Origin of the sequence: Rathayibacter sp. KR2-224, from assembly GCF_049446075.1 — a bacterium.
Taxonomy (GTDB): Bacteria; Actinomycetota; Actinomycetes; order Actinomycetales; family Microbacteriaceae; genus Humibacter.
Genome location: NZ_JBMSEB010000003.1, coordinates 41,357 through 67,571, shown reverse-complemented (window position 1 = coordinate 67,571; position 26,215 = coordinate 41,357). Strand labels below are relative to the sequence as shown.

Below are 26,215 nucleotides of genomic sequence, written 5' to 3'. Positions count from 1 at the left end.
ACAAGCATCCGCCGGTCACGATCGATGAAGGCTGCGTACACGATGCTCACCATTCGACCTGGTACAGACACGTCCACCCGTCAGGGCAGGCTCGCCCGGCTGATCGCCCCCGACGGTCAGAGGCTGCAGGATCCTGACCTCGACCCCTGGGTCGCCGACGTCTTCGAGGAACAGCTCCTCGGACTGTACGAGGACATGGTGATCGCCCGCCGCATCGATACGGAGGCCACGGCCCTGCAGCGTCAGGGCCAGCTGGTGCTCTGGCCGCCACTCATCGGGCAGGAGGCAGCGCAGATCGGTTCTGCGCGTGCGCTGCGCTCCGACGATTTCGTCTTCTCCAGCTACCGCGAGAACGCCGTCGCCTACGTGCGGGGCGTCTCTATGACCGACATGGTGCGCGTGTGGCGGGGCTCGCAGTTCTCCGGCTGGAACCCGTACGACGTGGGCATGGCGACACCGACCGTCATCATCGGAGCTCAGACGCTGCACGCCGTCGGCTACGCCATGGGAATCACGCACGACGGAGCCGACTCCGTCGCGATCGCCTACTTCGGCGACGGCGCGACGAGCGAGGGCGACACCAACGAGGCCCTGGTGTTCGCCGCCGCGTACGGCGCTCCCGTCGTTTTCTTCTGCCAGAACAACCAGTACGCCATCTCGGAACCCGTCGGGCTGCAGGCGCAGAAGCCGATCGCGGACCGCGCGCCCGGGTTCGGCATCCCGAGCATCCGCGTCGACGGCAATGATGTGCTCGCCGTGCTCGCCGCGACGAGGATGGCAGTCGATCACGCGCGAACGGGCGAGGGGCCGATGTTCATCGAGGCCGTGACGTACCGGCTCGGCCCGCACACCACCTCAGACGATCCGACCCGATACCGCGAGCCCGGCGAGCTGGACACGTGGCGCGAGCTGGACCCGATCGAGCGCACGCGTCTGCTTCTGGTCGACGCGGGCGCGCTCACTTCGGAGCGCGAGGCATCCGTGCAGGCAGCGTCGGACGCCGTCGCAAAGCAGCTGCGCGACGGATGCCTGTCCCTCCGCCCCCGAGACCCGCTCACCATCTTCGACGACGTCTACGCGGAAAGGCCCGACGCCCTGAGCAGGCAGCGCGACGCCTACGCCGCCTACCTGGCCTCCTTCCAAGACGCGGACGTCGTTGCGAACGTGGCGGAGGAGCGAGGGGAGGCCGGGCGATGACCGAGCTCACGCTGGCGAAGGCGATCACGACCGGGCTCGCCGACGCACTCGCCGCCGACGACCGCGTGCTGCTGCTCGGCGAGGACATCGGAAAACTCGGCGGCGTCTTCCGGGTGACCGACGGCCTGCAGGAGAGGTTCGGCGAGGATCGGGTGATCGACACCCCACTCGCCGAAGCCGGCATCATCGGCACAGCAGTCGGACTGGCGATCCGCGGCTACCGTCCGGTGTGCGAGCTGCAGTTCGACGGCTTCGTGTACCCAGGGTTCGACCAGGTGGTCGCCCAGGTGGCCAAGATGCGCTACCGCACTCAGGGCGCGGTGACCATGCCCATCACGATCCGCGTGCCGTTCGGCGGCGGCATCGGGTCGGTCGAACACCACTCGGAATCGCCTGAAGCGTACTTCGCGCACACGCCTGGGCTTCGCGTGGTCGCCTGTTCCAACCCCCAAGATGCCTACACGATGGTTCGGCAGGCCATCGAGTGCGACGACCCCGTGGTGTTCTTCGAACCGAAGCGCCGCTACTGGTCGAAAGGCGACGTGCTGCCTGACGTGGCGGACGCTCCCTCGCTCGACCGTGCGCGTGTGGTGGCATCGGGTGCCGACGTGACCCTGGTGACGTATGGCCCGCTCGTGCAGACGGCGAAGGATGCCGCCCTGGCGGCAGAGGACGAGGGAGTCGCCGTCGAAGTCATCGACCTGCGCTCGCTCGCACCGCTCGACGAGGATGCGATCGTGGCATCCGTGTGCAAGACCGGAAGGCTCGTGATCGCGCACGAGGCGCAACGCTTCGGCGGACTGGGAGCGGAGATCGCGGCGATGGTCACCGAGCGCTGCTTCGACGCGCTGCAGGCACCGCCGCTGCGCGTGACGGGGCATGACATCCCGTACCCGCCATCGGAGCTCGAGGAGCATTACCTGCCGGATCTCGACCGCATGCTCGACGCGGTCGATCGGGTGATGGGGGTGCGGGTATGAGCGTCAAGGAGTTCGCACTGCCCGATCTGGGCGAGGGTCTCACCGAGTCGGAGGTCGTGGCCTGGCGGGTCGCCGTGGGCGACATGGTGGAGCTGAACCAGATCATCGCCGAAGTCGAGACCGCGAAAGCACTCGTGGAGGTGCCTTCACCGTTCGCAGGCATCGTCCGCGAGTTGCACGCCGAGCCGGGCGAGACGCTCGAGGTCGGCGCACCGCTGATGTCGGTGGAGGTCGAGGGTGAAGACGACGGTGACGGGGGCCGGAACGAGACGCCCGACGACGCATCGCTCTTACAAGCGGATGCCACTGCCGAAAGCCCGCGCATGCCGCAGTCCGTAGGCGCCGCGGCCGCACGAGCCTCGGAGTCGCGACCGGTGGTTGCGCACGACGGCGGGCGACCACGCGTCGTGGGCGGGGCTGCGGCGGGTGCCGGGCCGGATCGCCGGCCGACGTCAGACGACGACCGAGACCCTGTGAGCGACGCCGAACCCGCCTCCCCGGCCGGTTCCCCGAACACCGGCCCCGGCGTTGAGCCCGACGAGCCTGAGGAGCGCCACCAGGTGCTCGTCGGACGAGGTCCTCGTGCGCAGTCCGCGCGGCGCCCTCAGCGCAAGCCGCGCTCCGGCAGGCTGCCCGAGCCGATCGCCTGGCAGCGCCCTGAGGGCGTCGGCGACGCGAGCGGGCATGAAGCGGGCGAGACGCGGTCGCCTGCTACGGGCATCCGCCGCCGCACGGCGGAGGCGATGGTGCGCAGCGCCGCCGTGCCGCAGGTGACCGAGTTCCTCAGCGTCGACGTCACGAGGAGCATGCACCTCATAGATCGGCTCGGGTCTTCGCCGGAGCTGCGCGGCAGGCGGGTGACGGTGCTCACGCTGGCAGCGAAGGCGCTCTGCCTGGCGTTGTCCGCGACACCCGAGGCGAACTCTCACTGGGACGACGCGACGGGCGAGATCGTTGCGCCGCATGGCGTGAACCTCGGAATCGCTGTGGCGACCGATCGCGGACTTGTCGTGCCGAACATCCGGAGTGCAGACGGCATGCGGATGCCCGAGCTCGCGGACGCCGTGACTGCTCTCGTCGAGCGTGCCCGCACGGGGCGCACCACCCCGGCCGAGTTCACGGGCGGCACCATCACCATCACGAACGTCGGGGTCTTCGGAGTGGATGCGGGAACTCCGCTTCTGAATCCAGGCGAGACCGCGATCCTCGCATTGGGTGCGGTCGGCCGGCGTCCCTGGGAGCACAAGGGCCGCGTGCGCCTGCGGCACGTCATGACGCTGAGCTTGACGTTCGACCACCGGGTGATCGACGGCGAGCAGGGGTCGCGGCTGCTGCGTGACCTCGGGCGGATCCTTTCCGATCCGGCCTCCTCGCTCGCCCTCGCCTGAACGAGGCGGGACGCATCACGACCCTTGGTCGTGCCACCAACGACCCTGGACGGGCGGAGCATGTCGGAGCGCACATCCCACAGCAGCTGCGCTCGTCCAGGGGCGCTCACCGCCTCCGCGGGTTGAGTAGCACGCGAAGCGCGCGTATCGAAACCCCCGCCGCAGCGCGGCCATCACCGCTACGCAACCAGCGTCACACCCCTCACGGCAGCAGGCACGCGAGCGCCATCTCGCGCAAGAGGGCTCCAACTGCGGCAAGGGGCGGTCTGCTCGAGGTGTGCGTGCGGCTCGAGTGCGGTGTTGAGTTGATCAGGCCGAACACGGCGTGCGCCCGCACCCTCAGCGACCGGCGGTCCTCGTCGTGCAACTGCTCGAGCACATCCACCCAGAGCTCCACGTAGGTGCGCTGCAGGGTGCGCACCCGGGTGGCGTCCGCGGTCGAGAGGCTGTCGAGGTCGCGGTCCTGCGCGCGGATGACGTCCGGTTCGGACAGTGCGAAGTCCACGTGGAACGCGACCAACGCGACGAGAGCCTCGTGCGCGTCCGCGGCATCCTCGACGCAGGCCCGGCCTCCCGAGAGCAGCCCTTCGCTCACACCGATGAGCAGTGCGGCAAGCACCGCCTGCTTGTTGCTGAAGTGCCGGTACACGGCGGGACCGCTGACTCCGGCCGCAGCGCCGAGATCTTCCATCGAGACGCCGGCGAAACCGCGCTCCGCGAACAGGCGCGCCGCGGCAGTGAGCAGAGCCTCCCTGCGGTCCGCCTTCGCCCTGCTCCTCTGCGTTGCAGGCTCGATCGGCGCGCTCACCTGCCGCGTGCTCGTCCCGCTCGTCATGCTTCGACTCTAGACACTTCGGTTAATGATCGCTAACCTGAATTCGGTTAGAGACGACTAACCGAACCGCAAGGAGGCGGCAGGGCAATGTCAATCGCGACCGCGACATCGGCGCCCACTCAGCGCGACCTCGTCGCCGACCTCCGGGAGCGACTCGCCGTGGCCGCACAGGGCGGTAGTGAAGTCGCACGCTCCAGGCACACAGCTCGCGGAAAGCTCCTGCCGCGCGAACGCGTCGAGCGGCTGCTCGATCCCGGCAGCCCTTTCCTCGAGGTTGCTCCGCTCGCCGCCACAGGCCTGTACGACGACGAGTGCCCGGCAGCGGGCGTCATCGCCGGCATCGGACTCGTGAACGGGCGGCACGCGATGATCGTCTGCAACGACGCCACGGTCAAAGGCGGCACCTACTTTCCCATGACGGTGAAGAAGCACCTGCGTGCGCAGGAGATCGCGCTGGAGAACCGGCTGCCGTGCATCTACCTCGTCGACTCGGGCGGCGCATACCTGCCCATGCAGGACGAGGTCTTCCCTGACCGGGACCATTTCGGTCGCATCTTCTTCAACCAGGCACGCATGTCCGCCGCGGGCGTTCCCCAGATCGCCGCGGTGCTCGGCTCCTGCACGGCCGGCGGCGCCTACGTTCCGGCCATGAGCGACGAGAACGTCATCGTGCGCGGTCAGGGCACGATCTTCCTCGGTGGACCGCCGCTCGTGAAGGCCGCCATCGGCGAGGAGGTCACGGCGGAGGAGCTCGGTGGCGGGGAGGTGCACTCCACGATCTCCGGCGTCACGGATCACCTCGCCGACGACGACGAGGATGCCCTCCGCACGGTGCGAGACATCGTCGCGACCCTGCCCCGGCCGCTCGAGCCGGCATGGGAGGTGGTCGCCAGCCGCGCGCCCGCGAAGGATCCGGCATCCCTTCTCGACGTCGTTCCCGTAGATCTGCAGGCCGCGTACGACGTGCACGAGGTCATCGACAGGCTCGTGGACGCGGGCACCTTCGCTGAATTCAAGCCCGAGTACGGGCCCACGCTCGTCACCGGATTCGCCCGACTGCACGGGCATCCGGTGGGCATCGTGGCCAACAACGGCGTGCTGTTCAGCGAATCGGCGGTCAAGGGCGCGCACTTCATCGAGCTGTGCGATGCGCGAGGCATCCCGCTCGTCTTCCTGCAGAACATCTCCGGCTTCATGGTGGGAAGGGAAGCCGAGGCGGGCGGAATCGCCAAGCACGGCGCAAAGATGGTCACCGCCGTTTCCACCACGAGGGTTCCGAAGCTCACGGTCGTCATCGGCGGTTCCTTCGGGGCGGGCAACTACTCGATGTGCGGAAGGGCGTACTCGCCGCGGTTCCTCTGGATGTGGCCGGGCGCGCGAGTGTCGGTCATGGGCGGAAGGCAAGCAGCATCCGTGCTCTCGACGATCCGGCGCGACGCCATGGAGAAGAAGGGCGAGACGTGGAGCGCTGAAGACGAGGAGTCCTTCGCCGAGCCCATTCGCAGGCGTTACGACGAGCAGGGCAGTCCGTACTATTCCACGGCGAGGCTCTGGGACGACGGCGTCATCGACCCGGCCGAGACCCGTACGGTTCTCGGTCTCGCGCTCGACGTCGTCTCCCGGGCGCCGCTTCCCGAGCCGGGCGAGCCCCGCTTCGGCATCTTCCGGATGTGACAGACATGACCGAAGAGCGCAGGACTTCGAAGGGCACGCCGCCGTTCCGCACCGTGCTCGTCGCCAACCGCGGCGAGATCGCGTGCCGTGTCATCCGCACGTTGCGGGCCATGGGCATCCGTTCGGTTGCCGTGTACAGCGACGCGGATGCCCATGCTCGCCACGTACGCGAAGCAGACGTCGCCTATCGCATCGGACCCGCTGAGGTCGCACGCAGCTACCTGAACATCGACGCCGTGCTCGATGCCGCGCGACGCTCGGGCGCGCAGGCGATCCATCCCGGTTACGGGTTCCTCTCCGAGAATGCCGAGTTCGCAAGGGTGTGCGCGTCGGCGGGCATCGTCTTCGTCGGCCCGCCTGCCGATGCCATAGAAGCGATGGGCGACAAGGTGCGCGCGAAGCGTCTCGTCGCCGAGCACGGCGTGCCGGTGACGCCGGGTGTCGACGACCGGTCGCTCGACGACGATGCGCTGGCGGCCGCAGCGGAGCGCCTCGGAATGCCCGTGCTCGTCAAACCCTCCGCGGGCGGTGGCGGCATGGGCATGGTCGAGGTTCGTGATGCGGCGGAGCTGCGGCATGCGCTCGCAACCGCCAGACGCGTGGCCAAGGCGGCCTTCGGGGACGACGCGTTGTTCGTCGAACGGCTCATCGAGTCCCCGAGGCACATCGAGGTCCAGGTGCTCGCCGATGCCCACGGCTCGGTCGTGCATCTTGGCGAACGCGAGTGCTCGCTGCAGCGACGCCACCAGAAGGTGGTCGAGGAGGCGCCATCGCCTGCGGTCGACGCCGAGTTGCGTGCGCGGCTCGGAGCCGCGGCGTGTGAGGCTGCTCGGAGCGTCGGATACACCGGAGTCGGCACCGTCGAGTTCATCGTGTCGGGCGCCGACCCTTCGGCGTTCTCGTTCATGGAGATGAACACCCGGCTGCAGGTGGAGCATCCGGTCACCGAGCTGGTCGTCACTGTCGACGGCGTGCGCGGAATCGATCTCGTCGAGCAGCAGCTTCGCGTGGCAGCGGGGGAGCCGTTGCCGATGGTGCAGGGCGACATCGGCTTGCAGGGCAACGCCGTCGAGGCGAGGGTGTACGCCGAGGATCCGTCGCGCGGCTTCCTGCCCGCCACCGGGCGGGTGCTTGCTCTGCACGAGCCGGAGGGAGACGGCATCCGCGTGGACAGCGCGCTGCTGCCCGCGTTGAGCATCACCGATTCCTACGACCCCATGCTCGCCAAGGTCATCGCCTGGGGGACTAATCGGGGCGAGGCTTTCGAACGCCTGTCGCACGCGCTGCGCGACACGGTCGTCCTCGGCGTGACCACCAACGTGTCGTTCCTCAGGCGGCTAGTCGACGACGCAGACGTCCGCGCGGGGCGCCTCGACACCGGCCTGATCGGGCGCATGCTCGAGCCGGATTCCGCAACGCCGGGCGAGAGCCGTGGCGACGTGCTTGCACTGGCGTCGCTGGCCATGCACGATGACGCGTGGCGCACTGCCGGGGACAGCCCGTGGTCGCGTCCCACCGGCTGGCGGCTCGGGGAGCGAGCCAGCGTTCCTTACCTCTTCGGCGACGGCGACGCCGCGGTGCGCGTGGACGTCACAGGCGGGCCGGACGACGCGACGATCAGCGTCGAGGGGGGAGCACCGGTCTGCGCACGCATGCTGGAGCGAACGGCAGACGGGATGCTCGCCCAACTCGACGGGCGCACCCTCGCGGCGCGCGTGGCACGCGACGGCGACGTGCTGTGGCTGGCGTGCGGCGGGCAGACGTCACTCCTGCGCATTCTGCCCCTCGTGCGGTCGGCGACGGAGCGAGGCGCGCAGGCTCGCTCGTCCGGAGCTGCGACCGACGGTCGGCTGCGTTCGCCCATGCCCGGAACCGTCGTGAGCGTGGAGGTCACCGAGGGTGACGTGGTCGAGGTGGGCGACGGCATCCTCGTGATCGAGGCCATGAAGATGGAGCATCGTCTGGCCGCACAGCTGGCAGGCGTCGTGCACCTTGCAGCACGTGTTGGAGACCGGGTAGCGGCCGACCAGGAGCTGGCAGTCATCGAGGCAGCAGAGCCGGCGCCGGCGCCGGCGCCGGCCGGACCAGAAGAAGAAGACTCGACCGCCCCCACAAGGGACGGCGAAGGTGCGGCGCTTCGGCGCCTGCGATTCCCCACGACGGAAGGACGACCATGATCGAGACGACGACACAGCGCGCCGCGAAGAACACTCTCGGAGACGACCCGCGACTCACCGAAGAGCACCGCGAGTTGCGGCGCACCGTGCGGGAGTTCGCCGACCACGTCGTGGCACCGCAGGCCTACCACTACGACACTCAGCGCACGTTGCCGATGACGATCATCGCCCAGATGGGGCAGCTCGGTCTGTTCGGACTGCCGTTCCCGAAGGAGTACGGGGGAGGGGATCGGGACTACCTCTCTCTGTGCATCGCCGTCGAGGAGCTGGCCAGAGTGGACCAGTCCATCGCCGTCACCCTGGAAGCCGGCATCGGTCTCGGCGTCATGCCCCTTTTCAGGTATGGCACCCCCGAGCAGAGGGCGCGCTGGCTGCCCGACCTCGTGGCGGGGCGGGCGCTCGCCGGATTCGGGCTCACCGAGGCGGATGCGGGGTCGGATGCCGGAGCCACCAAGACCACGGCTCGCGAAGACGGCGACGAGTGGGTCATCGACGGTACGAAGCAGTTCATCACCAACTCGGGAACGCCGATCACATCGGTGGTGACCGTCACTGCCGTGACGGGCGAGCGCCGGCGCAGCGACGGCAGCGTAACCCCGGAGTTGACGTCGTTCATCGTGCCGAACGGCACGCCCGGGTTCACGGTGCTTCCCGGCTACGACAAGGTCGGCTGGCACACCTCGGACACTCATCCGCTCGTGTTCCGCGGGGTGCGCGTTCCGAAGGAGAACATGCTGGGCGAGCGCGGCCGCGGATACGCCAACTTCCTCAACGTTCTCGACGAGGGCAGGGTCGCCTTCGCGGCACTGTGCACGGGAGCGGCGCAGGGATGCCTCGAGCAGGCGCTCGAATACGCGGGTTCGCGTGTCGTGTTCGGGCGCGAGATCGGTCGCAACCAGCACATCGCTTTCATGCTCGCCCGCATGCAGGCGCGCACGCAGACCGCGCGTCTCGCCTACTACGACGCGGCCTTCAAGATGGCAGCCGGTATGCCGTTCAAGACCGAGGCGTCGATCGCGAAGTTGGTGGGGTCGGAAGCAGCAGTGGCGAACGCGCACGACGCATCCCAGATCATGGGCGGCTACGGCTACCTCAACGAGAATGCGGTCGCTCGCCACTACCGGGACTCGAAGATCCTCGAGGTGGGGGAGGGCACGACCGAGGTGCAGCTCATGATCATTGCGAGGTCGCTCGGCCTCCAGGCCTGAGCACCGCGTCGAGCCGCCGGCCGGCGAGAAGACGGAGACGACGATGGACGAACGGATGCCCGAGCGCACTGTCGTGCAGCGCGGCCTGTACTACGACGAACTGGAGGTCGGCACCAGATACTTGCATCGGCCGGGCCGCACGGTCACCGAGGCCGACAACGTGCTGTTCACGACGCTCACGATGAACACGCAATCGCTGCATCTGGATGCCGCGTGGGCCGAGACCCAACCGTTCGGGCAGCGTCTCGTCAACTCGATGTTCACGCTGGCGACCATCGTCGGGGCATCCGTCGCGCAGCTCACGCAGGGAACGATCGTGGCGAATCTGGGGTTCGAGAAGGTCGAGTTCCCGCATCCGCTGTTCCACGGCGACACGTTGTACAGCGAGTCGGTTGTGGTCGCGAAGCGCCCCTCGGCCTCAAGACCTGGTCAGGGCATCGTCACGTTCGACCACACAGGGCGCAACCAGAACGGCGACATCGTGGCGACCGCCAGGCGTTCGGCCCTCATGTGGTTCTCGGACGCGCATGGCGCGTCGCAAGAGGGGGCGGACGCGCATGGCGCGTCGCAAGAGGGTACGGACGCGCATGGCGCGTCGCAAGAGGGCACGGACGCGCATGGCCCGTCTGCGGAGAGTCCCAACCTCGGCGAGGCGCGATGACCGGTCGGCTGGGTCTCGGTCCCGCGCTGCTGTTCTGCCCGGCTGACCGGCCGGAGCGGTTCAGCAAGGCCCTGGAACGGGCGGACGCCGTCATCCTCGACCTCGAGGACGGCGTGACCCCCGACGAGCGGCCCGCCGCGCGTGAGGCACTCGTCGCCTTCGGACGGTCGCTGGCCGACGACCCGGCGGGAGGCGACCGCCTCGCACGCACCATCGTGCGGCTCAACGCGGCAACGAGCATCGATTTCGCCGCCGACCTCGATGCGCTGCGCACGACACGTTTCCGCACGCTCATGCTGGCCAAGACCGAATCCACCGAGCAGCTCGACGCCCTGGCAGAATCGCTAGATGGTGTGCGGGTCATCGCCCTGTGCGAGACAGCCCTCGGCGTACTGACGGCTCCCGAGCTTGCTGGCCATCCGGCCGTCGTGGCACTGATGTGGGGTGCCGAGGACCTGGTGGTGTCGCTCGGCGGCACATCGAGCAGGCTGCCCGACGGCAGCTATCGCGATGTGGCGAAGCACGCCCGCTCGAGCGTGCTGATGGCCGCGGGGGCAGCCGGAGTGGATGCTCTCGACGCGGTGCACATCGATCTGGACGACCTCGATGCTCTGGCGGCGGAGGCCGCGGATGCCGTTGCCTCCGGCTTCACCGCGACCGCCTGCCTCCACCCCAAGCAGGTGCCGGTCGTCCGCGATGCGTACCGCCCGTCCGACGCCGACGTGGCGAGGGCACGGGCGGTGCTGGAGGCGGCGCAGCGCTCCGGCGGCGCGTTCCGGCTGGACGGCAGGATGATCGACGAGCCGCTCATCGCGCAGGCGCGCTCCGTGCTGCGCCGCGCCGAAGGCATCCCTTCCGACTCCCGCTAACGTTGTCGGCATGACCGGTACGCAGCGCAAGCCGCTCTGGCGCTGGGAGCCGGCCCCGTACCTGCTCCTCATCCTGCTGCTCATCGCGACCGCATCGGTACCGCCCGGCCAGCTGCCCATCTTGTACTGGACGCTCGTGGTCATCACGGCGATCGTCGCCGTGATTCTGGTTGCGCTGCTCGTCGTTCAGCTCGGGCGCGGCCCGCGGAATCCGGATGCCTCAGGCATGCTGAGCGGGCTCGGCGGCATCGAGTTGAAGGCCCTCCCCACCACGGCAGCGCCGTCGACGCCGGTGGTCGGCACGACGCGCCATCAGGGGGCCATCGAGAGCGCGCGCGCCAGGGCCGGCACGTCGCCCTCCGCCGTGCTCGTGCCCGATGCGACGCGCTGGCTCGGCCTGCGCATTCGGATTGCCGTGCATCTCGTCGCGTCGGAACGCGTGCACCACGTCGGTTTTCTTCCCGAGCGGGCGACCGAGAGGTACAACGAGAGACTCCGTGCACTGGCCGCCGAGCGCAGGTTCGTCTCGGTCCCTGCAACGATCAAGGGTGAAGCCTCTCCGTACGCCATCGACGTCGATCTCGGCGCCCTGGCAGACATGGCAGAGGCGGCATCACCGCCAGCGGATCCGCGGTAGGCAACTGCACGGCTCTCGCATCGGTCGCCCACAGCGCGTCGTCAGGGGTCGTCCAGCCTGCTCGACGATGCTGGGGAGATGTTCCGGCGGCATCCACTCCTCAGCACGATCACGTTGCTGTATCTGGTCGGTGTCGCCTGGATCACACTTGGTCCCCAGCCGCAGGTCGCCAGCAAAGACGGCATCGTCATGCAGGTGCTGCGCATCCTCTGGGAGCACCCCGCCACCGACTGGGTCACCTACAACGGCGTCGAGTTCACGGCGAACATCGCGATGTTCCTGCCGATCGGCCTGTTCTTCCTGCTGCTGTTCGGTAGAAGCAGGTGGTGGCTGGCCATGGGCATCCCGTTCCTCATGACGCTCAGCATCGAGACGGCGCAGATCTGGATCCCCGGCCGAGTGTCAGACGTCCGCGATGTCATCTCCAACACCGTGGGCGCCGTGGTCGGCGTGCTCCTCGGGCTGGCGATCACTGCGCCGCGAGCGCGTCGAGATGCAGCGGCTGCACGTGCGGCTGCAGGCAGGCGCGCGACACTGACCCACCACTGACGGCACCCCCACAGATCGGCAGCCCACAGCCGGCAGCCGGCACTCGGTAGCGTTGAGACGATGCCAGAGACGATCGTGAAGTCGAATCCGGATGCCCCGCCGCGCTTCTTCGAGGCCGAGGCTGCCGGGCTCGCGTGGCTGGCGGCCGCCGGAGGCGCGCGCGTCGTGAGCGTGATGGACGTAGTGCCAGGACGCATCGAACTGGAGCGCATCCCCACGGCTCGCCCGACGGCGGACGCCGCGCGTGAATTCGGTGCGGCGCTTGCCACCACGCACGACGCCGGTGCTGCGGCCTTCGGCGCCCCGCCCGACGGCTGGGACGGTCCGCTCTTCATCGGCAAGAGGCCGCTCCCGGCATCACGCGAGCGAACCTGGGGAGCCTTCTACGCCAGGCACAGGGTGCTGCCGTATCTCGAGCTCGCGATCGAAGCGGGCGGCATCGGCCGAGGGCAGGCATCCATCGTGCGGCAGGCATGCGACGAGATCGCCGGAGGGGCCTTCGACGACGACGACGCGCCCGCTCGTCTTCACGGCGACCTGTGGAACGGCAACGTGTTGTGGTCCCCTCAGGGCGTCGTGCTCATCGACCCCGCCGCGCACGGTGGACACCGTGAGACCGACCTCGCCATGCTCGCCCTCTTCGGATGCCCGCACCTCGACGAGATCATCGACGCATACGACCGCGCGCACCCGCTTCGCCCCGGCTGGCGAGATCGCATCCCGCTGCATCAGCTGCATCCGCTCGCCGTACACGCAGCGAGCTACGGCCGTGGGTACGGAGACGCGCTCGCCGACGCCGCAGCCCGCGTGGTAGCACTCGCCGACGCATCGAGTCGGTGAGCGAGCGCGATCGGTCGACGGTTGCCAGCCGACCTCGAACCGGGATTCCTGCCGAGGCCCGAGCCGAACCCTCACAGGGCCGGTGAGAACCCCCTCTGCTAAGATCGTCACGGTTCAAGTACCACATGAAACTCGCCCTGCGGATCAGGCAGGCTGCTGGTCCTCGGTGGTGGAATCCCAACCGCATCCGCTCGACGCAACGATCGTCGGCATCATGGACGCGGGTGGTGCTCTTCTACTGATGGCCGGCGCGGAGCCACCCGGCTCGGTTACGCCTGTTCCCCGCATGTTCGGCGAGCGCGCCACGTCCACACGGGACGGCGCTACGAACATAAGGAGAAGAGACCTTAATGGAAGGTCCAGAAATCAAATTCGCCGAGGCCGTTCTCGACAACGGCCGCTTCGGCACCCGCACAGTGCGGTTCGAAACCGGCCGTCTCGCCCAGCAGGCGCAGGGGTCGGTCGCCGCGTACCTCGATGAGGAGACCATGCTGCTGAGCGCGACGAGCGCCAGCAAGCATCCGAAAGACAACTTCGACTTCTTCCCGCTGACGGTGGACGTCGAAGAGCGCTCGTACGCAGCGGGCAAGATCCCCGGCTCGTTCTTCCGTCGTGAGGGACGCCCATCGACGGAGGCCATCCTGGTCTGCCGCCTGATCGACCGTCCGTTGCGCCCGTCGTTCGTCGACGGCCTGCGCAACGAGGTGCAGATCGTCATCACCGTGCTCTCGATCGCGCCCGACGAGTTCTACGACGCGCTCGCCATCAACGCGGCATCCGCATCGACGCAGATCTCCGGTCTGCCGTTCTCCGGCCCGATCGCCGGCGTCCGCATGGCGTTCATCCCCGGCAACGGTGCGCACGAGGACCAGTGGGTGGCGTTCCCCAAGGCGTCGCAGCTCGAGGAGGCAGTTTTCGACATCGTCGTGGCCGGCCGTGTGCTGACGAACGATGACGGCTCCGAGGGCGACGTCGCGATCATGATGGTCGAGGCCGAGGCCACCGAGAACAGCTGGAACCTCATCCAGGCCGGCGCGACCAAGCCCAGCGAGGACATCGTTGCGCAGGGTCTCGAGGCTGCCAAGCCGTTCATCCGTCAACTCGTCGGAGCACAGGTCGTGCTCGCCGAGCAGTCGGCCAAGGAGATCGCCGACTACCCGGTGTTCCTGCCCTACTCTCAGCTGAGCTACGACAACGTCGCCGGCCTCGCCTACGACGAGCTCGTCAACGTGTACCAGATCGCCGACAAGATCGAGCGCCAGAACGCCGACGATGCTCTGAAGGAGCGCACGAAGATCGCCGTTGCCGAGAAGGTCGAGGCAGGCGCACTGCCCGCCGAGGTGCTCGAGCAGTTCTCCGCGGCGTACAAGGCCGTTTCGAAGGTCGTCATGCGCAGCCGCGTGCTGCGCGAGGGCATCCGGATCGACGGTCGCGGGCTCCGCGACATCCGTCCGCTCGACGCCGAGGTGCAGGTCATTCCGCGCGTGCACGGCTCCGCCATCTTCCAGCGCGGTGAGACACAGATCCTGGGTGTCACCACGCTGAACATGCTCAAGATGGAGCAGCAGATCGACTCCCTGTCGCCGGTGACGAAGAAGCGCTACCTGCACCACTACAACTTCCCGCCGTACTCGACGGGTGAGACCGGTCGTGTCGGAAGCCCGAAGCGACGCGAGATCGGGCACGGCTACCTTGCCGAGCGCGCCCTCGTGCCCGTGCTGCCCAGCCGCGAGGAGTTCCCGTACGCCATCCGTCAGGTCTCCGAGGCCCTCGGGTCCAACGGCTCGACGTCCATGGGTTCGGTTTGCGCCTCCACCCTGTCGCTGCTGAACGCCGGTGTGCCGTTGCGCGCCCCGGTCGCCGGCATCGCGATGGGCCTGATCTCCGACACCGTGGACGGCGAGACGCGCTACGCAGCGTTGACCGACATCCTTGGTGCCGAGGATGCCCTCGGCGACATGGACTTCAAGGTCGCCGGAACGAGCGAGTTCGTCACCGCGATCCAGCTGGACACCAAGCTCGACGGCATCCCGTCGTCGGTGCTCGCCGGCGCGCTCCAGCAGGCCAAGGACGCTCGCACCACGATCTTGTCGGTGCTCAACGCGGCGATCGACCGTCCGGACGAGATGGCGCCGACCGCCCCGCGCGTGATCAGCGTGCAGATCCCGGTCGACAAGATCGGCGAGCTGATCGGCCCGAAGGGCAAGACGATCAACGCCATTCAGGACGAGACCGGCGCCGACATCTCCATCGAGGAGGACGGCACGGTCTACATCGGTGCGGTCGACGGCCCGAGCGCCGAGGCTGCTCGCGCCCAGGTGAACGCCATCGCCAATCCCACCAACCCGGAGGTCGGCGACCAGTTCCTCGGCACGGTCGTGAAGATCGCGACGTTCGGTGCGTTCGTGTCGCTCCTGCCCGGTCGCGATGGTCTGCTGCACATCTCAGAGGTGCGCAAGCTCGCGGGTGGCAAGCGCGTGGAGAACGTCGAAGACGTGCTCTCCGTCGGGCAGAAGATCCTGGTGGAGATCACCAAGGTCGACGACCGCGGCAAGCTCTCGCTGCAGCCGGTGATCGCCGACGCGGCAGACACCGATGGGCGCGACGCCCACTCGGAGGGTCCGACCGAGCCGGCCGAAGGCTCGACCGAGGCCGTCGACGCCTGATCCTTTAACCACGAAGCGCCCGTCACTGCTCGAAGCGGTGGCGGGCGCTTCGCGTCTGGGCCCAGCGAGTGCAGCCAACGGCGAGCGCGAGCAGCGGCCGTGTCGGTTGCGCGGTCGGTCCCTCGCAAGTCGACTCATTCGTGCCCCGAAGTAGGGCCGGGCGGGCGTCCAGGCGGCCTGAGACGAAGTTTTTCCCAAAGATTTGGTAACGGTTCAATCGTTTCGAGCGAGTCGCGGCCCGGCGGTCAATTACGCTCGCTGACAGTAGATGTGTGGTACGTGCATGTCACGTCGCACGGGCTCGTGGGGGGCTCGGAGAGCTGGAGGGGTCATGACGCAGCGGTATCCCGTGCGCGCAAGCGAGCACGCGAACCGCGCGGCCACGGGTGATGTGCCCGAGGTCGACGCGTCGGTTGCTCCGGTCGAGTACGAGGGCGTGGCGACCGCGCCGCTGTCCATCATCGCTCCTCGACGACTGGGCGAGACGGAACTCGCCGTGTATCCGCTTGCCCTCGGCACGGCCGCGCTCGCGCGTGCGGACGACGTCGAAGCAGCCCAGGCCGTGCTCGATCGATACATGAAGCTCGGCGGCAACCTCATCGTCACCTCCGACGCCCACTCCCGTGGCCTCGCGAATGCAATCGTCGGCGGATGGATGCATCGCCGCGACGTGCGAGAGAACCTCGTTCTCGACCTGCGCGTTGGGTCGGGCGAGGAGAGCCCGGGGCTCGGGCAGGTCAATCTCATCCGTTCGGTGGAGTCGGCTCTTCGCCGGCTGGCGACCGATCGCGTGGACATCTTGACGCTCGAGGGGCCGGATGGCGGCACTCAGCTCTCCGACACCCTCGCCACCGTCGAGTGGCTGATCGACACCGGAAAGGTGCGTTTCGTCGCGTTCTCCGGATTCCCGGCAGAGAGCCTGATGGAGGCCAGGGTGCTCTCCTCTCTCGGACTCCCTAAGGTTGCAGCGATCGAGGTGCCGTACAACCTGATGAACCGTGGCGCGTTCGAGGGCGACCTGCGCATCGTCTCGGCCGCACAGTCGCTTGGCGTGCTCCCCGTCCAAGCACTCGGTCACGGCTATCTGGCCGGCGCCTACCGTTCGCGCTCCCGCATGGATGCCGCCGCGCGCGTTGCAGGCGTCGGCGCATACTTCGGTCGCCGCGGGAACCGCGTGCTGCAGGTGCTCGAGCGAGTGGCAACCGAGCGCGGCCTCAGCATGGCGACGATCGCGATCGCATGGCTTCTCGCGAAACGGGGCGTGGTGGCGCCCGTGGTGAACGTGGCGTCGGCCGCCGAGGTCGACGACCTCATGGTCGCGTGCAGTGTGAGCCTCAGTCGCACCGACATGCTCGACCTGGATCGCGTCTCCGAATAGCGAAAGGCCGAAACGGCGGCGGAAGCCGTTGCTCGATCTCGCAGACCGATCGGTCTTACGGAATCAGCCGGTCGAGGGCTCGGTGCAGAGACGACTCGGTCGCCTGCGAATCCGAGATCGGAGTGCCGCCGAAGGCGCCGTCTCTGGCGAGGAGCAGATCGTCGGCAGCGGCTTCGGGAGCCGGAGATCCGGCCTCGGTCAGCAACTCCACCAGGGTCGAGCGCAACCAGCTGCGCCAGGCGACGACGGCGGGAGTGACGGGACCCGCGGCATCCAGCTGCGACGTAGCGGCGTTGATGAACGGACAACCTCGGTAGCCGTTGCGACGCGATTCGACTGCGAAACGTTCGATCATGCTTCGAAGCACCGCCGAGGCATCCTTGAGTGTCTCGCGGTCCGAATCAACGTCGTTTCGTGCCCGATCGGCCCGTGTCGCCACGTACGCGGCGATGAGCACGTCTTTGGAGCGGTAGTGCTTGTAGAACGTGGCCTTGGTGACGTGAGACTGGGCGATGATGCGGTCGACGCCGACCGTGTGCACGCCCTCGTCGTAGAAGAGCCGGTCGGCCGTTGCGAGGATTTTCACCTTGGAAGGCGCCGGCGGGCGTGGAGTCGTGGCGGTCTTGTCGGGCATCCGTTGGTCCTCAGCTCGGGGGGTATCAGCTGCTTCACGACGAATTCCACGTCGGAGATCGCTTGCAAGTATACGTGGGTAGACAAGGCTGTTTGTCCTCACTAATGCGGACTCGAATGCGTCCGCCGACCAGCCAATCGCGGCTAGTCTGGAGGGGATGAACGGCGCCGTTGACCTTCCCCTCGACCGTGCCGATCTCTCGTTCGCAGCCTCAGGCGACGCACTCGTCTCACGCACTGTGCTGCCCTCCGGCGTGCGTGTGCTCACCGAGCGGGTGCCGGGCGTTCGCAGCGCGACAATCGGGTTCTGGTTCGGCGTCGGTTCCCGCGACGAGACCGGTTCGGCCCCGGGCGACGGACACGTGGCCACCTTCGGGTCGACGCACTTCCTCGAACACCTGCTCTTCAAGGGCACGACGAGCCGTACCGCCTTCGACATCGCCATCTCGTTCGATGCCGTGGGCGGCGAGCACAACGCGCTCACCGCGAAGGAGCAGACCTGCTACTACGCGAAGGTGCAGGACAGAGACCTGACCATGGCCGTTCAGGTGCTGGCCGATATGGTCACGTCGTCGGTGCTCGACCCGACGGACTTCGAGAACGAGCGCGGCGTGATCCTGGAAGAACTGGCGATGGCGGAGGACGACCCGGCCGATGCCGTCAACGAGCGCTTCTTCTGCGCGGTTCTCGGCGAGCATCCGATCGCAAGGCCCATCGGAGGCAGTCCGGATGCCATCAAGGCGGCCGCTCGGGATGCCGTGTGGCAGCACTACCGCGCCAATTACCGTCCGCAGGACCTCGTGATCGCCGCCGCAGGTGCGGTCGAGCACGCTGCGCTCGTAGCGGACGTCGAGCGAGCCCTGGCGGAGGGCGGATGGCCCATGGCAGAGAGCGCTTCTCCGGTCGAACGGCGTAACACGCGTCTGGCCGAGCTTCACCGAGCCGCACCCATCGTCACACTCAGGCGGCCGATCGAGCAGACGCACCTGGTGATCGGGTCGCAGGGGCTGCGTGCCACAGACGATGCGCGCATCACCATGGGCGTGCTCAACTCCGTGCTTGGCGGCGGCATGTCGAGTCGGCTCTTTCAGGAGGTGCGCGAGAAGCGCGGGCTCGCCTACTCGGTGTACTCCTTTGCGGCCGGTTACTCCGACACGGGAGTGTTCGGAATGTATGCAGCGTGCGCTCCGCGCAACGCGAACTCGGTCGCCGGCATCATGCTCGAGGAGCTCCGCGGTCTCGCGTCGGACGGCATCACCTCCGAGGAACTGCGACGCGCGGTCGGCCAGCTCTCCGGCGGCTCCGCGCTTGCCCTCGAGGACTCGGACACTCGCATGACGCGCCTTGGACGCTCTGAGCTGAGCACGGGCGAGTTCGTGGATCTGGACGAGACGCTGCGGCGGCTCGCCCTGGTGACTGCCGACGACGTGCGCGAACTCGCCGCAGCACTGGCCTCCAACCCACTGACCATCGCGGCCGTCGGAGGCGTCGACGACGACGTCTTCTCCGGCCTGATCTGATTCACCCCTATTCGAAGGAACTCCGGTTTTGCCTCACTACCTCTACCTCGTGCGCCACGGCGAGCAGCAGGATGCCGAACACGGCATGCCCGACGGCCCGCTCTCCGCCCGGGGCAAGCGCCAGGCCACGCTCATTGCCGAGCGTTTGGGCGGCGTGCCCTTCACCTCCGCTTACCACTCGCCGCTGCGTCGGGCCGAGGAGACGGCGAAGATCATGGCCGAGCGCATGCCCGCGCTGCAGCCCGAGCCGTCGAGCCTGCTGTTCGATTGCATCCCTTCCGGGCCGACGCCCGACATGCCCAAGGCTTTCGAGTCTTTCTACGGCGGCATCACCGAGGCGGAGATCGAGGCCGGCAGTGCCCAGATGGCCGATGCCGTCAGCGAGTTCCTCACGCCGGCTCGCGGTGATCGGCACGACCTCCTCATCACGCATAATTTCGTGATCGGATGGTTCGTGCGGCACGTGTTCGACGCTCCCGACTGGCGGTGGCTGGGTCTCAACCAGGCGAACTGCGGGCTCACCATCATCCGGGTGCGCTCCGCCAAGCCTCCTGTGCTCGTCGTGCACAACGATCTTGGGCACCTCCCGGTCGAGCTCCGCACCGGAATGCCCGAACTGCAGCCGGTCTGACGGCGCGCAGGCAGCCCGCTAAGCGAGAGCATGGGCGGCTCGCAGAGTCGGTTCACGCCGCCGGGTCGGGACCGCTTCCCACGTCCTTTGCGTACCAGTGCGTCGCATTCGGGTTGTCGTTGTACGGCGCGACCGAGGTGTACCCGGAGGTGCGGTACAGGTGCCCGGCGGCCTCGAGGCTCTCGTGCGTGTCCAGCACGAGTCGCCTCGCGCCGAGTTCGATGGCGCGCCGCTCGAGCTCGTCAAGCAGCCGTCGTCCCGCTCCCTGTCCACGAGTCCAGGGCGCAAGCCAGATGTGTTTGACCTCGAATCGGGCAAGCGGCTCTCCCGATTCGATGGCGTCGTCGATTCTGCGCACCCCTCCGCACCCGCATGGTTCGCCGTCGAGAGTCACGACCACGAAGTCGCCGGCAGGCGGCACGAAGTCCTCCGGCCGTGGCATCTTCACCGTGTAACCGCGATGTGCGTCCGGAAACGATTCCGACCGGTCGGCGAAGTACTTCGCGAGCAGGTCTGCCGCAGTGGGATCGTCCGTTCGCGTGCTGGTGAAGGTGAGCATCGACGACAGCATAGGCGTGGTCGCGCGTGCGAGATCCGTCGAATCGGCGGCACGGTGCGCCATTGATATCGTGAACCGCATGACCATTCGTGTGGCCGTCGTCGGCGCGACCGGAAAGCTCGGCAGCGTCGCCGTCGACCTCATCGAGAAGGCTCCGGATCTCGACCTTGTCGCGGCCCTCGGTTCCAAGAGCGAGCTCGCCGAGATGCTGGGTACCGAGTCGCAGCCGTCTGATGTCGTGCTCGATGTCACGCTTCCCGCCGTGAGCCCGTCGATCGTCGACTACGCGTTGGATGCCGGTCGCAACGTCGTCGTGGGCACCTCCGGCTGGTCGGCGGCACGGCTCGCACCACTCGCGGCGCGCCTGCGCGATTTGCCCGACCTGGGCGTCATCGTCATTCCGAACTTCTCGCTCGGGTCGGCACTCGGCACGGCATTCGCCGCTTCGGCCGCCAGATACTTCGACTCGATCGAGATCATCGAGGCGCACTCGTCGTCGAAGATCGATTCGCCGTCCGGCACGGCCGTGCGCACCGCCGAGCTGATCGCGGAGGCGCGGGACGAGCGAGGCCCCGTCGTCGCACCTCACACCGACCAGCGGGCGCGAGGACAGCAGGTGGCGAGCGTCCCCGTGCACAGTCTGCGCATGGAGGGCGTGGTGGCCAAGCAGAGCGTCGTGCTAGGCGGCCCGGGGGAGACGCTCACGATCACGCACGATACGACCGACCACACGGCATATGCGGCAGGCATCCTGCACGCGCTGCGATCCGCTCCTGCAGCACGGGGGCTCACGGTGGGCCTCGACCGGCTGCTCGGCCTGTGAGGGGTCGCGTCGCGGCCATCGTCATGGCCGCGCTCCTCGTGCTCTACCTCGTGCTCGTCGTACGTTACGGCGTGATCCTGATCGGCAGCGGTTCGGGCGTGGGCGTCGCGATGGCGGTCGCACTGTTCGTGCTGTCGGCGATCGCTGCATGGACCCTGCTGCGCGAGCTGTGGTTCGGTGTGCAGACGCAACGGCTCGTGCGCATCCTCGACACCGAGGGTGGTCTACCGGTCGACGATCTGCCGCACAGAGCGAGCGGTCGCCCGCTCCGCGACGCCGCGGACGAGGAGTTCCCGGCGTACAAGGCGGAGGTCGAGGCGCAGCCGCAGAGCTGGCGCGCGTGGTTCCGGCTCGGGCTTGCGTACGACGCCTCGGGCGACCGCAGGCGGGCCAGGCAGGCGATGCGTGAGGCGATACGGCTGCATCGATCCTGACCGGGACTGCGACCGCGCGAGAGGCCCAGGCGCAACGGGATCAGGCCATCACGAGACGTGAGACCGGCACGGCCTTCAGCTCAGTTCGGCTTCCATCGTGATCGGGATGCCTGCCAGCGCTCGCGAGACAGGGCAGGTGCGCTTGGCCTCGTCGGCCAGCCGCTGGAAGTCCTGCTCATCGAGTCCCTGCACCGATGCATTCACGAGCAGGTGACTGCCCGTGATGCCGTTGGCGGGATCGAACGTCACGGCTGCGGTCACCTGGATGCTCTGCGGCGGCGTGCCGTTGCCGCCCAGGATGTTGGAGAACGCCATTGCGAAGCACGCCGAGTGCGCTGCACCGATGAGCTCCTCGGGATTCGTCACGCCGCGTTCGCCCTCCGAACGGGCTCGCCAGTTCACGTCGAAATGAGCCGCGTTCGACGAGTCGAGGTTCACCTCGCCCGATCCGCTCGCGAGCTCCCCCCGCCAGACCGTCGTTGCTTCGCTGGTGATCGCCATGATCGCCCCTTCTGTGCGTGACGTTTGGATTTCTCACCAGCGTAGGTGGGGCGCGAGGCGACGGAAAGGGCCCTCCGGGGCGGCCGACGGCACGTCGCGCCGCCAGGACGGCCCAGCTGGTTCGGTCAGGCCTGAGGCTGGCCTCGGCGGGCGATACCGGCGCGCACGAGCAGCAGGTAGAGCTGGCATCCGAGGCAGTACCCGAACGCCGAGTTGAGGAATGCGGCCACGAAGGCGAGTGCAGCGGCGATGACGACGGCGTATGGCACGCCTAGCAACTGCAGCAGCACACCGAGCGTCGTGATCACAAGACCGACGCCCTGGGCGAATGTCGGCGGGGTCGGATCTTCCAGCTCGGTCGGCGGCGCCAGGCGTGGCCGCACGAGAGCGCGATACACGAGGCCCCACGGGTGGCGCGAGATCCCGCCGACCGCTCCCCAGAGAAAGAGGAGCGCGATCAGTGCGAGCAGCACGGTCGCGGCGGGCGTGGCCCCGACCAGCCCGAGGAACAGCGTCACGAGCAGTAGCACCGCCGTGATGCCGGCGCCGAAGCGCGGGCCGCGCGGGTCGACGCCTTGTCTCTGCGCGTCCTGTTTGCCGGTCTGATCACCTGACGACATTGTTCTCCTTCACGATCTGGTCGAGCCGCTGGGCCACCTCGGCCGCGCGCGGCACGCCGCCGATGCGAGAACGGATGCCGCCCGCGGCATCCAACAGCAGAACGGTCGGCGTCTGGACCACGCCGAACTCACTCGCCAGGTGCGGTCGTCGCCCGAGGTCGACGTCGATGTAATCGACCCCCGGACGTGAGTCGGCGACCGTGGTAAGCAGCCGCTCGGCGACGCGGCAGGGGCCGCAGTACTCGGTCGAGAACTGCACGATGGTCGCATCGCTGCCCAGCGTGATGCCAGGGCCGAGCGCCTCCGGCGTCACCCGAGGGCCGGATGCCTGGCGGATGCGCCCCGTTCGCACCCGCCACAGAGCGCCGAGCAGCGTCGCAACGACGACGAGCCCGGCAATGACGACGAGGGCGACGATGGGGTTCATGTCGACGCAACGTTACGTGGCCGCGTCGTCGGTGCGAGGTGTATGACGCATCATGACGCCCGCCATGGGAACAGGAGGGACGCCCGCACCGAGGCGTTTGGCAGCGAACCCGCGATAGCCTGATCCGGTGTCCATAGAGAATCCCTTCGGCCAGGTCCTCGTCGCGCTCGTGACGCCGTTCACCGCTGACGGTGAAGTCGACTGGGCCGGCGTGGAGAAGCACCTCGATGACGTCATCGCCGACGGAGCAGATGGGATCGTCATCTCGGGCACGACGGGGGAGACCTCCACTCTGACCGACAGCGAGAAGCTGCGACTGGTCGAGGTCGGACTCGACGTCGCGGCGGGCCGCGCCAAGATCATCCAAGGCGGCGGATCGAACGAGACGGCACACGCAATCCAGCTCTACAGGGCGAGCGAGAAGGCCGGCGCCGATGGCGTCATGATCGTGACTCCGTACTACAACAAGCCGACCCAAGCCGGCATCCTCACGCACTTCCGGCTGATCGCCGATGCGACGGACCTACCCGTGATCTTGTACGACATTCCCGGCCGCACGGGCGTGCCGATCAAGTACGACACCATCCTGCGCGCCGCCAAGCATCCCAACATCGTGGCCATCAAGGATGCCAAGGGTGACTTCGCAGAGGTCTCCCGCGTTCTCAACAACACCGACCTGATGTACTTCTCGGGCTCTGACGAGAACGTACTTCCGCATCTGGCCATCGGTGCCACGGGGCTCATCGGCGTCACCGCGAACATCGCATCCCGCCCGTACCGGCAGATTGTGGATGCCGTGAACCGCGGTGATCTCGCGGCCGCAACGGCACAGCACAAGAAGCTCGAGCCGCTCGTACGCGCCGTCATGACTCACGTGCCGGGCACCGTGGCCGCAAAGTACGTGCTGCACGGCCTTGGCCGCATCGAGAGCCCTCGCGTTCGGCTCCCGCTCGTGGGCCCAGAGGACTTCGAGGCGGCGCAGATCGAGTCCGACCTCGACCTCGTGCACGAGATCGAGGGCCTCGACCTCACCAACTTCAGACCGGACCGCAACGCGGCCGCAGGCGGAGCACTTCCCAAGGTGGCCGGCACCACTCGCTGACGGCACCGACCCGAACGGCGCCGCCGATCGGACAGCAACGCCGGCCGGCACAGTCGCGACCGGCCCACGAACAATGGAGGCATGGCATATGCCCGATTCGGTATACGACCCGCCCGCGCTTGAACCAGGAACACTGCGCATCATCCCGACGGGAGGCCTGGGCGAGGTCGGCCGCAACATGACCGTCTTCGAGATGGACGGCAAGCTCCTGATCGTCGACTGCGGTGTGCTCTTCCCCGAACAGGACCAGCCAGGCGTCGACCTGATCCTGCCCGACTTCTCGCCCGTGCGAGACCGGCTTGACGACATCCTGGGCGTCGTGCTCACGCACGGTCATGAGGACCACATCGGAGCCGTCCCCTACCTGCTCAGACTCAAACCCGACATCCCGCTGCTCGGATCGAGCCTCACGCTCGCGCTCGTGGAGGCGAAGCTCAAGGAACACCGCATCCAGCCGTACACGCTGACGGTGAAGGAGGGCGGCCGCGAGCAGCTCGGTCCCTTCTCGCTCGAGTTCGTCGCGGTGAACCACTCGATTCCCGACGCTCTGGCCGTCGCCATCCGCACCAGTGCGGGCCTCGTGCTGCACACGGGCGATTTCAAGATGGACCAGCTCCCGCTCGACGACCGCCTCACCGACCTGCGCGCGTTCGCGCGACTGGGGGAGGAGGGCGTCGACCTGTTCCTCGTGGACTCCACGAATGCCGATGTGCCGGGCTTCACCGCCCTCGAGCGGTCGATCGGTCCTGTGCTCGACACCGTGATCGCGCGAGCACCTCGGCGCGTGATCGTCGCCAGCTTCTCCAGCCACGTTCACCGTGTGCAGCAGGTGCTGCATGCCGCGGCCGCGAACGGCAGGCGAGTCGCATTGCTCGGCCGATCCATGGTGCGCAACATGACGATCGCCGCCGATCTCGGCTACCTTCACGTTCCCGAGGGCGTGCTCATCGACTACAAGAAGGCGGCCGACCTGCCCGACGACAAGATCGTCTACATGTCGACGGGCTCGCAGGGCGAACCCATGGCGGTGCTCGCGCGCATGGCGAATCTCGATCACCAGATCGAGGTGGGCAACGGTGACACGGTCATCCTCGCCTCGAGTCTCATTCCAGGTAATGAGAACGCGGTCTACAGGGTCATCGACGGGCTCACCAAGCTCGGAGCCACGGTCGTGCACAAGGGCAACGCGAAGGTGCACGTTTCCGGCCACGCAGCGGCGGGCGAGCTCCTGTACTGCTACAACATCTTGAAGCCGCGCAACGTGATGCCGGTGCATGGCGAATACCGGCACCTGGTTGCCAATGCGAAGCTCGCGCAGGACACCGGCATCCCCGAGCAGAACACGCTCCTGGCCGAGGACGGCAGCGTCATCGATCTGCGCGATGGCGTCGCACGCATCGTCGGGCAGCTCGACCTCGGCTTCGTCTACGTCGACGGCTCGTCGGTCGGCGAGATCACGGATGCCGACCTCAAGGACCGCAGGATCCTCGGCGAAGAAGGCTTCATCTCGATCATCGTCGTTGTGGAGGCGGGCACGGGCCGTGTGATCACGGGTCCCGAGATCCACGCGAAGGGGTTCGCTGAAGACGACGCCGTGTTCGACGACGTGAAGCCGAAGATCGCTGCCGCGCTGACGGATGCCTCCCACAACGGCGTGCGCGACGCGCATGCGCTGAGCCAGGTCGTGCGTCGCACGGTCGGCCGCTGGGTCAACACGAGCTACCGTCGTCGCCCGATGATCGTCCCGCTCGTGATCGAGGCGTAAGCCTCGATCAGCTACGGGCAGAGCATCGAGGCGTAAGCCTCGATCAGCCACGGGCAGAGCATTGAGGCGTGAGCCTCGATCAGGTGCAGGCAGAGCATTGAGGCGTGAGCCTCGATCAGGTGCAGGCGGAGCATCGAGGCG

At 67.9% G+C, this 26,215-nt stretch carries 25 protein-coding genes; 19 read left to right on the top strand and 6 right to left on the bottom strand.

Annotated elements, in window-relative coordinates; genetic code table 11:
* Positions 1-42: 42 nt before the first annotated feature.
* Genes pdhA through ACO2Q7_RS15290 form a run of 3 tightly spaced genes read left to right on the top strand, consistent with a single transcriptional unit; the run spans position 43 to position 3,565 of the window.
* Positions 43-1,197, top strand: a complete 1,155-nt coding sequence (pdhA, locus tag ACO2Q7_RS15300; RefSeq protein ID WP_423356578.1) for a pyruvate dehydrogenase (acetyl-transferring) E1 component subunit alpha — start codon at positions 43-45, stop codon at positions 1,195-1,197.
* Positions 1,194-2,177, top strand: a complete 984-nt coding sequence (locus tag ACO2Q7_RS15295) for an alpha-ketoacid dehydrogenase subunit beta (RefSeq protein WP_423356577.1) — start codon at positions 1,194-1,196, stop codon at positions 2,175-2,177. The genes pdhA and ACO2Q7_RS15295 overlap by 4 nt, the downstream gene beginning before the upstream one ends.
* Positions 2,174-3,565, top strand: a complete 1,392-nt coding sequence (locus ACO2Q7_RS15290) for a dihydrolipoamide acetyltransferase family protein (protein WP_423356576.1) — start codon at positions 2,174-2,176, stop codon at positions 3,563-3,565. The genes ACO2Q7_RS15295 and ACO2Q7_RS15290 overlap by 4 nt, the downstream gene beginning before the upstream one ends.
* Before the next feature lie 202 nt (positions 3,566-3,767).
* Here ACO2Q7_RS15290 and ACO2Q7_RS15285 read toward each other — a convergent pair whose 3' ends face one another.
* Positions 3,768-4,400, bottom strand: a complete 633-nt coding sequence (locus ACO2Q7_RS15285; RefSeq protein ID WP_423356575.1) for a TetR/AcrR family transcriptional regulator — start codon at positions 4,398-4,400, stop codon at positions 3,768-3,770.
* Positions 4,401-4,487: 87 nt separating this feature from the next.
* Here ACO2Q7_RS15285 and ACO2Q7_RS15280 point away from each other — a divergent pair, with 87 nt between their 5' ends.
* The 10 genes from ACO2Q7_RS15280 to ACO2Q7_RS15235 all read left to right on the top strand — a co-directional run bounded on the left by ACO2Q7_RS15280 (position 4,488) and on the right by ACO2Q7_RS15235 (position 17,059).
* Positions 4,488-6,074, top strand: coding sequence for a carboxyl transferase domain-containing protein (locus tag ACO2Q7_RS15280; RefSeq protein WP_423356574.1), 1,587 nt, complete (start codon positions 4,488-4,490; stop codon positions 6,072-6,074).
* A gap of 5 nt (positions 6,075-6,079) precedes the next feature.
* Complete coding sequence (locus ACO2Q7_RS15275; protein ID WP_423356912.1) at positions 6,080-8,251, top strand: acetyl/propionyl/methylcrotonyl-CoA carboxylase subunit alpha; 2,172 nt, start codon at positions 6,080-6,082, stop codon at positions 8,249-8,251.
* Positions 8,248-9,459, top strand: coding sequence for an acyl-CoA dehydrogenase family protein (locus ACO2Q7_RS15270; RefSeq protein WP_423356573.1), 1,212 nt, complete (start codon positions 8,248-8,250; stop codon positions 9,457-9,459). Before ACO2Q7_RS15275 ends, ACO2Q7_RS15270 begins: the two co-directional genes overlap by 4 nt.
* Positions 9,460-9,502: 43 nt before the next feature.
* A complete protein-coding gene (locus ACO2Q7_RS15265) occupies positions 9,503-10,120 on the top strand; it encodes a MaoC family dehydratase (protein WP_423356572.1) in 618 nt (205 codons plus the stop codon).
* Positions 10,117-10,989: an HpcH/HpaI aldolase/citrate lyase family protein gene (locus tag ACO2Q7_RS15260; protein ID WP_423356571.1), complete on the top strand. Its 873-nt coding sequence runs from the start codon at positions 10,117-10,119 to the stop codon at positions 10,987-10,989. The genes ACO2Q7_RS15265 and ACO2Q7_RS15260 overlap by 4 nt, the downstream gene beginning before the upstream one ends.
* Before the next feature lie 10 nt (positions 10,990-10,999).
* Entirely contained in the window at positions 11,000-11,626 is a 627-nt protein-coding gene (locus ACO2Q7_RS15255; protein WP_423356570.1) for a hypothetical protein, read from the top strand.
* Positions 11,627-11,704: 78 nt separating this feature from the next.
* On the top strand, positions 11,705-12,175 hold the full coding sequence (locus ACO2Q7_RS15250) for a VanZ family protein (protein WP_423356569.1): 471 nt from the start codon (positions 11,705-11,707) through the stop codon (positions 12,173-12,175).
* A 60-nt stretch (positions 12,176-12,235) separates the two neighbouring features.
* Positions 12,236-13,015 carry a fructosamine kinase family protein gene (locus tag ACO2Q7_RS15245; RefSeq protein ID WP_423356568.1) on the top strand — a complete coding sequence of 260 codons (780 nt, stop codon included), beginning with the start codon at positions 12,236-12,238 and terminating at the stop codon, positions 13,013-13,015.
* Positions 13,016-13,365: 350 nt separating this feature from the next.
* Positions 13,366-15,681 (top strand): polyribonucleotide nucleotidyltransferase, encoded by a 2,316-nt coding sequence (locus tag ACO2Q7_RS15240; protein WP_423356567.1) that lies wholly within the window; start codon positions 13,366-13,368, stop codon positions 15,679-15,681.
* A 331-nt stretch (positions 15,682-16,012) separates the two neighbouring features.
* Positions 16,013-17,059 carry an aldo/keto reductase gene (locus ACO2Q7_RS15235; RefSeq protein WP_423356566.1) on the top strand — a complete coding sequence of 349 codons (1,047 nt, stop codon included), beginning with the start codon at positions 16,013-16,015 and terminating at the stop codon, positions 17,057-17,059.
* A gap of 55 nt (positions 17,060-17,114) precedes the next feature.
* Here ACO2Q7_RS15235 and ACO2Q7_RS15230 read toward each other — a convergent pair whose 3' ends face one another.
* Positions 17,115-17,693 (bottom strand): TetR/AcrR family transcriptional regulator, encoded by a 579-nt coding sequence (locus tag ACO2Q7_RS15230; protein ID WP_423356565.1) that lies wholly within the window; start codon positions 17,691-17,693, stop codon positions 17,115-17,117.
* Between the two features lie 157 nt (positions 17,694-17,850).
* On the opposite strand from ACO2Q7_RS15230, the gene ACO2Q7_RS15225 reads away from it, so the two are divergent.
* Positions 17,851-19,212 carry a M16 family metallopeptidase gene (locus tag ACO2Q7_RS15225; RefSeq protein ID WP_423356564.1) on the top strand — a complete coding sequence of 454 codons (1,362 nt, stop codon included), beginning with the start codon at positions 17,851-17,853 and terminating at the stop codon, positions 19,210-19,212.
* A 28-nt stretch (positions 19,213-19,240) separates the two neighbouring features.
* A complete protein-coding gene (locus ACO2Q7_RS15220) occupies positions 19,241-19,843 on the top strand; it encodes a histidine phosphatase family protein (protein ID WP_423356563.1) in 603 nt (200 codons plus the stop codon).
* A 52-nt stretch (positions 19,844-19,895) separates the two neighbouring features.
* Here the strand turns inward: ACO2Q7_RS15220 and ACO2Q7_RS15215 are convergent, their stop codons facing one another.
* Positions 19,896-20,402: a GNAT family N-acetyltransferase gene (locus tag ACO2Q7_RS15215; protein WP_423356562.1), complete on the bottom strand. Its 507-nt coding sequence runs from the start codon at positions 20,400-20,402 to the stop codon at positions 19,896-19,898.
* Positions 20,403-20,481: 79 nt separating this feature from the next.
* Here ACO2Q7_RS15215 and dapB point away from each other — a divergent pair, with 79 nt between their 5' ends.
* Complete coding sequence (gene dapB, locus ACO2Q7_RS15210) at positions 20,482-21,225, top strand: 4-hydroxy-tetrahydrodipicolinate reductase (RefSeq protein WP_423356561.1); 744 nt, start codon at positions 20,482-20,484, stop codon at positions 21,223-21,225.
* Complete coding sequence (locus ACO2Q7_RS15205; protein ID WP_423356560.1) at positions 21,222-21,659, top strand: tetratricopeptide repeat protein; 438 nt, start codon at positions 21,222-21,224, stop codon at positions 21,657-21,659. Before dapB ends, ACO2Q7_RS15205 begins: the two co-directional genes overlap by 4 nt.
* Positions 21,660-21,734: 75 nt before the next feature.
* On the opposite strand, the gene ACO2Q7_RS15200 is transcribed toward ACO2Q7_RS15205, so the two are convergent.
* From ACO2Q7_RS15200 to ACO2Q7_RS15190, 3 genes are all read right to left on the bottom strand, one after another.
* Positions 21,735-22,160: an OsmC family peroxiredoxin gene (locus tag ACO2Q7_RS15200; protein WP_423356559.1), complete on the bottom strand. Its 426-nt coding sequence runs from the start codon at positions 22,158-22,160 to the stop codon at positions 21,735-21,737.
* A gap of 125 nt (positions 22,161-22,285) precedes the next feature.
* Positions 22,286-22,780 (bottom strand): DUF4395 domain-containing protein, encoded by a 495-nt coding sequence (locus tag ACO2Q7_RS15195; protein WP_423356558.1) that lies wholly within the window; start codon positions 22,778-22,780, stop codon positions 22,286-22,288.
* Positions 22,767-23,207, bottom strand: coding sequence for a thioredoxin family protein (locus tag ACO2Q7_RS15190; RefSeq protein WP_423356557.1), 441 nt, complete (start codon positions 23,205-23,207; stop codon positions 22,767-22,769). The genes ACO2Q7_RS15195 and ACO2Q7_RS15190 overlap by 14 nt, the downstream gene beginning before the upstream one ends.
* 127 nt (positions 23,208-23,334) lie before the next feature.
* Here ACO2Q7_RS15190 and dapA point away from each other — a divergent pair, with 127 nt between their 5' ends.
* The gene (gene dapA / locus ACO2Q7_RS15185; protein WP_423356556.1) at positions 23,335-24,309 is read left to right on the top strand and encodes a 4-hydroxy-tetrahydrodipicolinate synthase; all 975 of its coding nucleotides are present in this window, start codon (positions 23,335-23,337) and stop codon (positions 24,307-24,309) included.
* Between the two features lie 88 nt (positions 24,310-24,397).
* Positions 24,398-26,074, top strand: coding sequence for a ribonuclease J (locus ACO2Q7_RS15180; RefSeq protein WP_423356555.1), 1,677 nt, complete (start codon positions 24,398-24,400; stop codon positions 26,072-26,074).
* Positions 26,075-26,215: the final 141 nt, after the last annotated feature.

Excerpts from the sequence above, each read along its gene's own strand:
- pdhA (WP_423356578.1), top strand. The coding sequence starts at position 43 with ATGCTCACCATTCGACCTGGTACAGACACGTCCACCCGTCAGGGCAGG.
- ACO2Q7_RS15295 (WP_423356577.1), top strand. The coding sequence starts at position 1,194 with ATGACCGAGCTCACGCTGGCGAAGGCGATCACGACCGGGCTCGCCGAC.
- ACO2Q7_RS15290 (WP_423356576.1), top strand. The coding sequence starts at position 2,174 with ATGAGCGTCAAGGAGTTCGCACTGCCCGATCTGGGCGAGGGTCTCACC.
- ACO2Q7_RS15285 (WP_423356575.1), bottom strand. The coding sequence starts at position 4,400 with ATGACGAGCGGGACGAGCACGCGGCAGGTGAGCGCGCCGATCGAGCCT.
- ACO2Q7_RS15280 (WP_423356574.1), top strand. The coding sequence starts at position 4,488 with ATGTCAATCGCGACCGCGACATCGGCGCCCACTCAGCGCGACCTCGTC.
- ACO2Q7_RS15275 (WP_423356912.1), top strand. The coding sequence starts at position 6,080 with ATGACCGAAGAGCGCAGGACTTCGAAGGGCACGCCGCCGTTCCGCACC.
- ACO2Q7_RS15270 (WP_423356573.1), top strand. The coding sequence starts at position 8,248 with ATGATCGAGACGACGACACAGCGCGCCGCGAAGAACACTCTCGGAGAC.
- ACO2Q7_RS15265 (WP_423356572.1), top strand. The coding sequence starts at position 9,503 with ATGGACGAACGGATGCCCGAGCGCACTGTCGTGCAGCGCGGCCTGTAC.
- ACO2Q7_RS15260 (WP_423356571.1), top strand. The coding sequence starts at position 10,117 with ATGACCGGTCGGCTGGGTCTCGGTCCCGCGCTGCTGTTCTGCCCGGCT.
- ACO2Q7_RS15255 (WP_423356570.1), top strand. The coding sequence starts at position 11,000 with ATGACCGGTACGCAGCGCAAGCCGCTCTGGCGCTGGGAGCCGGCCCCG.
- ACO2Q7_RS15250 (WP_423356569.1), top strand. The coding sequence starts at position 11,705 with ATGTTCCGGCGGCATCCACTCCTCAGCACGATCACGTTGCTGTATCTG.
- ACO2Q7_RS15245 (WP_423356568.1), top strand. The coding sequence starts at position 12,236 with ATGCCAGAGACGATCGTGAAGTCGAATCCGGATGCCCCGCCGCGCTTC.
- ACO2Q7_RS15240 (WP_423356567.1), top strand. The coding sequence starts at position 13,366 with ATGGAAGGTCCAGAAATCAAATTCGCCGAGGCCGTTCTCGACAACGGC.
- ACO2Q7_RS15235 (WP_423356566.1), top strand. The coding sequence starts at position 16,013 with ATGACGCAGCGGTATCCCGTGCGCGCAAGCGAGCACGCGAACCGCGCG.
- ACO2Q7_RS15230 (WP_423356565.1), bottom strand. The coding sequence starts at position 17,693 with ATGCCCGACAAGACCGCCACGACTCCACGCCCGCCGGCGCCTTCCAAG.
- ACO2Q7_RS15225 (WP_423356564.1), top strand. The coding sequence starts at position 17,851 with ATGAACGGCGCCGTTGACCTTCCCCTCGACCGTGCCGATCTCTCGTTC.
- ACO2Q7_RS15215 (WP_423356562.1), bottom strand. The coding sequence starts at position 20,402 with ATGCTCACCTTCACCAGCACGCGAACGGACGATCCCACTGCGGCAGAC.
- dapB (WP_423356561.1), top strand. The coding sequence starts at position 20,482 with ATGACCATTCGTGTGGCCGTCGTCGGCGCGACCGGAAAGCTCGGCAGC.
- ACO2Q7_RS15200 (WP_423356559.1), bottom strand. The coding sequence starts at position 22,160 with ATGGCGATCACCAGCGAAGCAACGACGGTCTGGCGGGGGGAGCTCGCG.
- ACO2Q7_RS15195 (WP_423356558.1), bottom strand. The coding sequence starts at position 22,780 with ATGTCGTCAGGTGATCAGACCGGCAAACAGGACGCGCAGAGACAAGGC.
- ACO2Q7_RS15190 (WP_423356557.1), bottom strand. The coding sequence starts at position 23,207 with ATGAACCCCATCGTCGCCCTCGTCGTCATTGCCGGGCTCGTCGTCGTT.
- ACO2Q7_RS15180 (WP_423356555.1), top strand. The coding sequence starts at position 24,398 with ATGCCCGATTCGGTATACGACCCGCCCGCGCTTGAACCAGGAACACTG.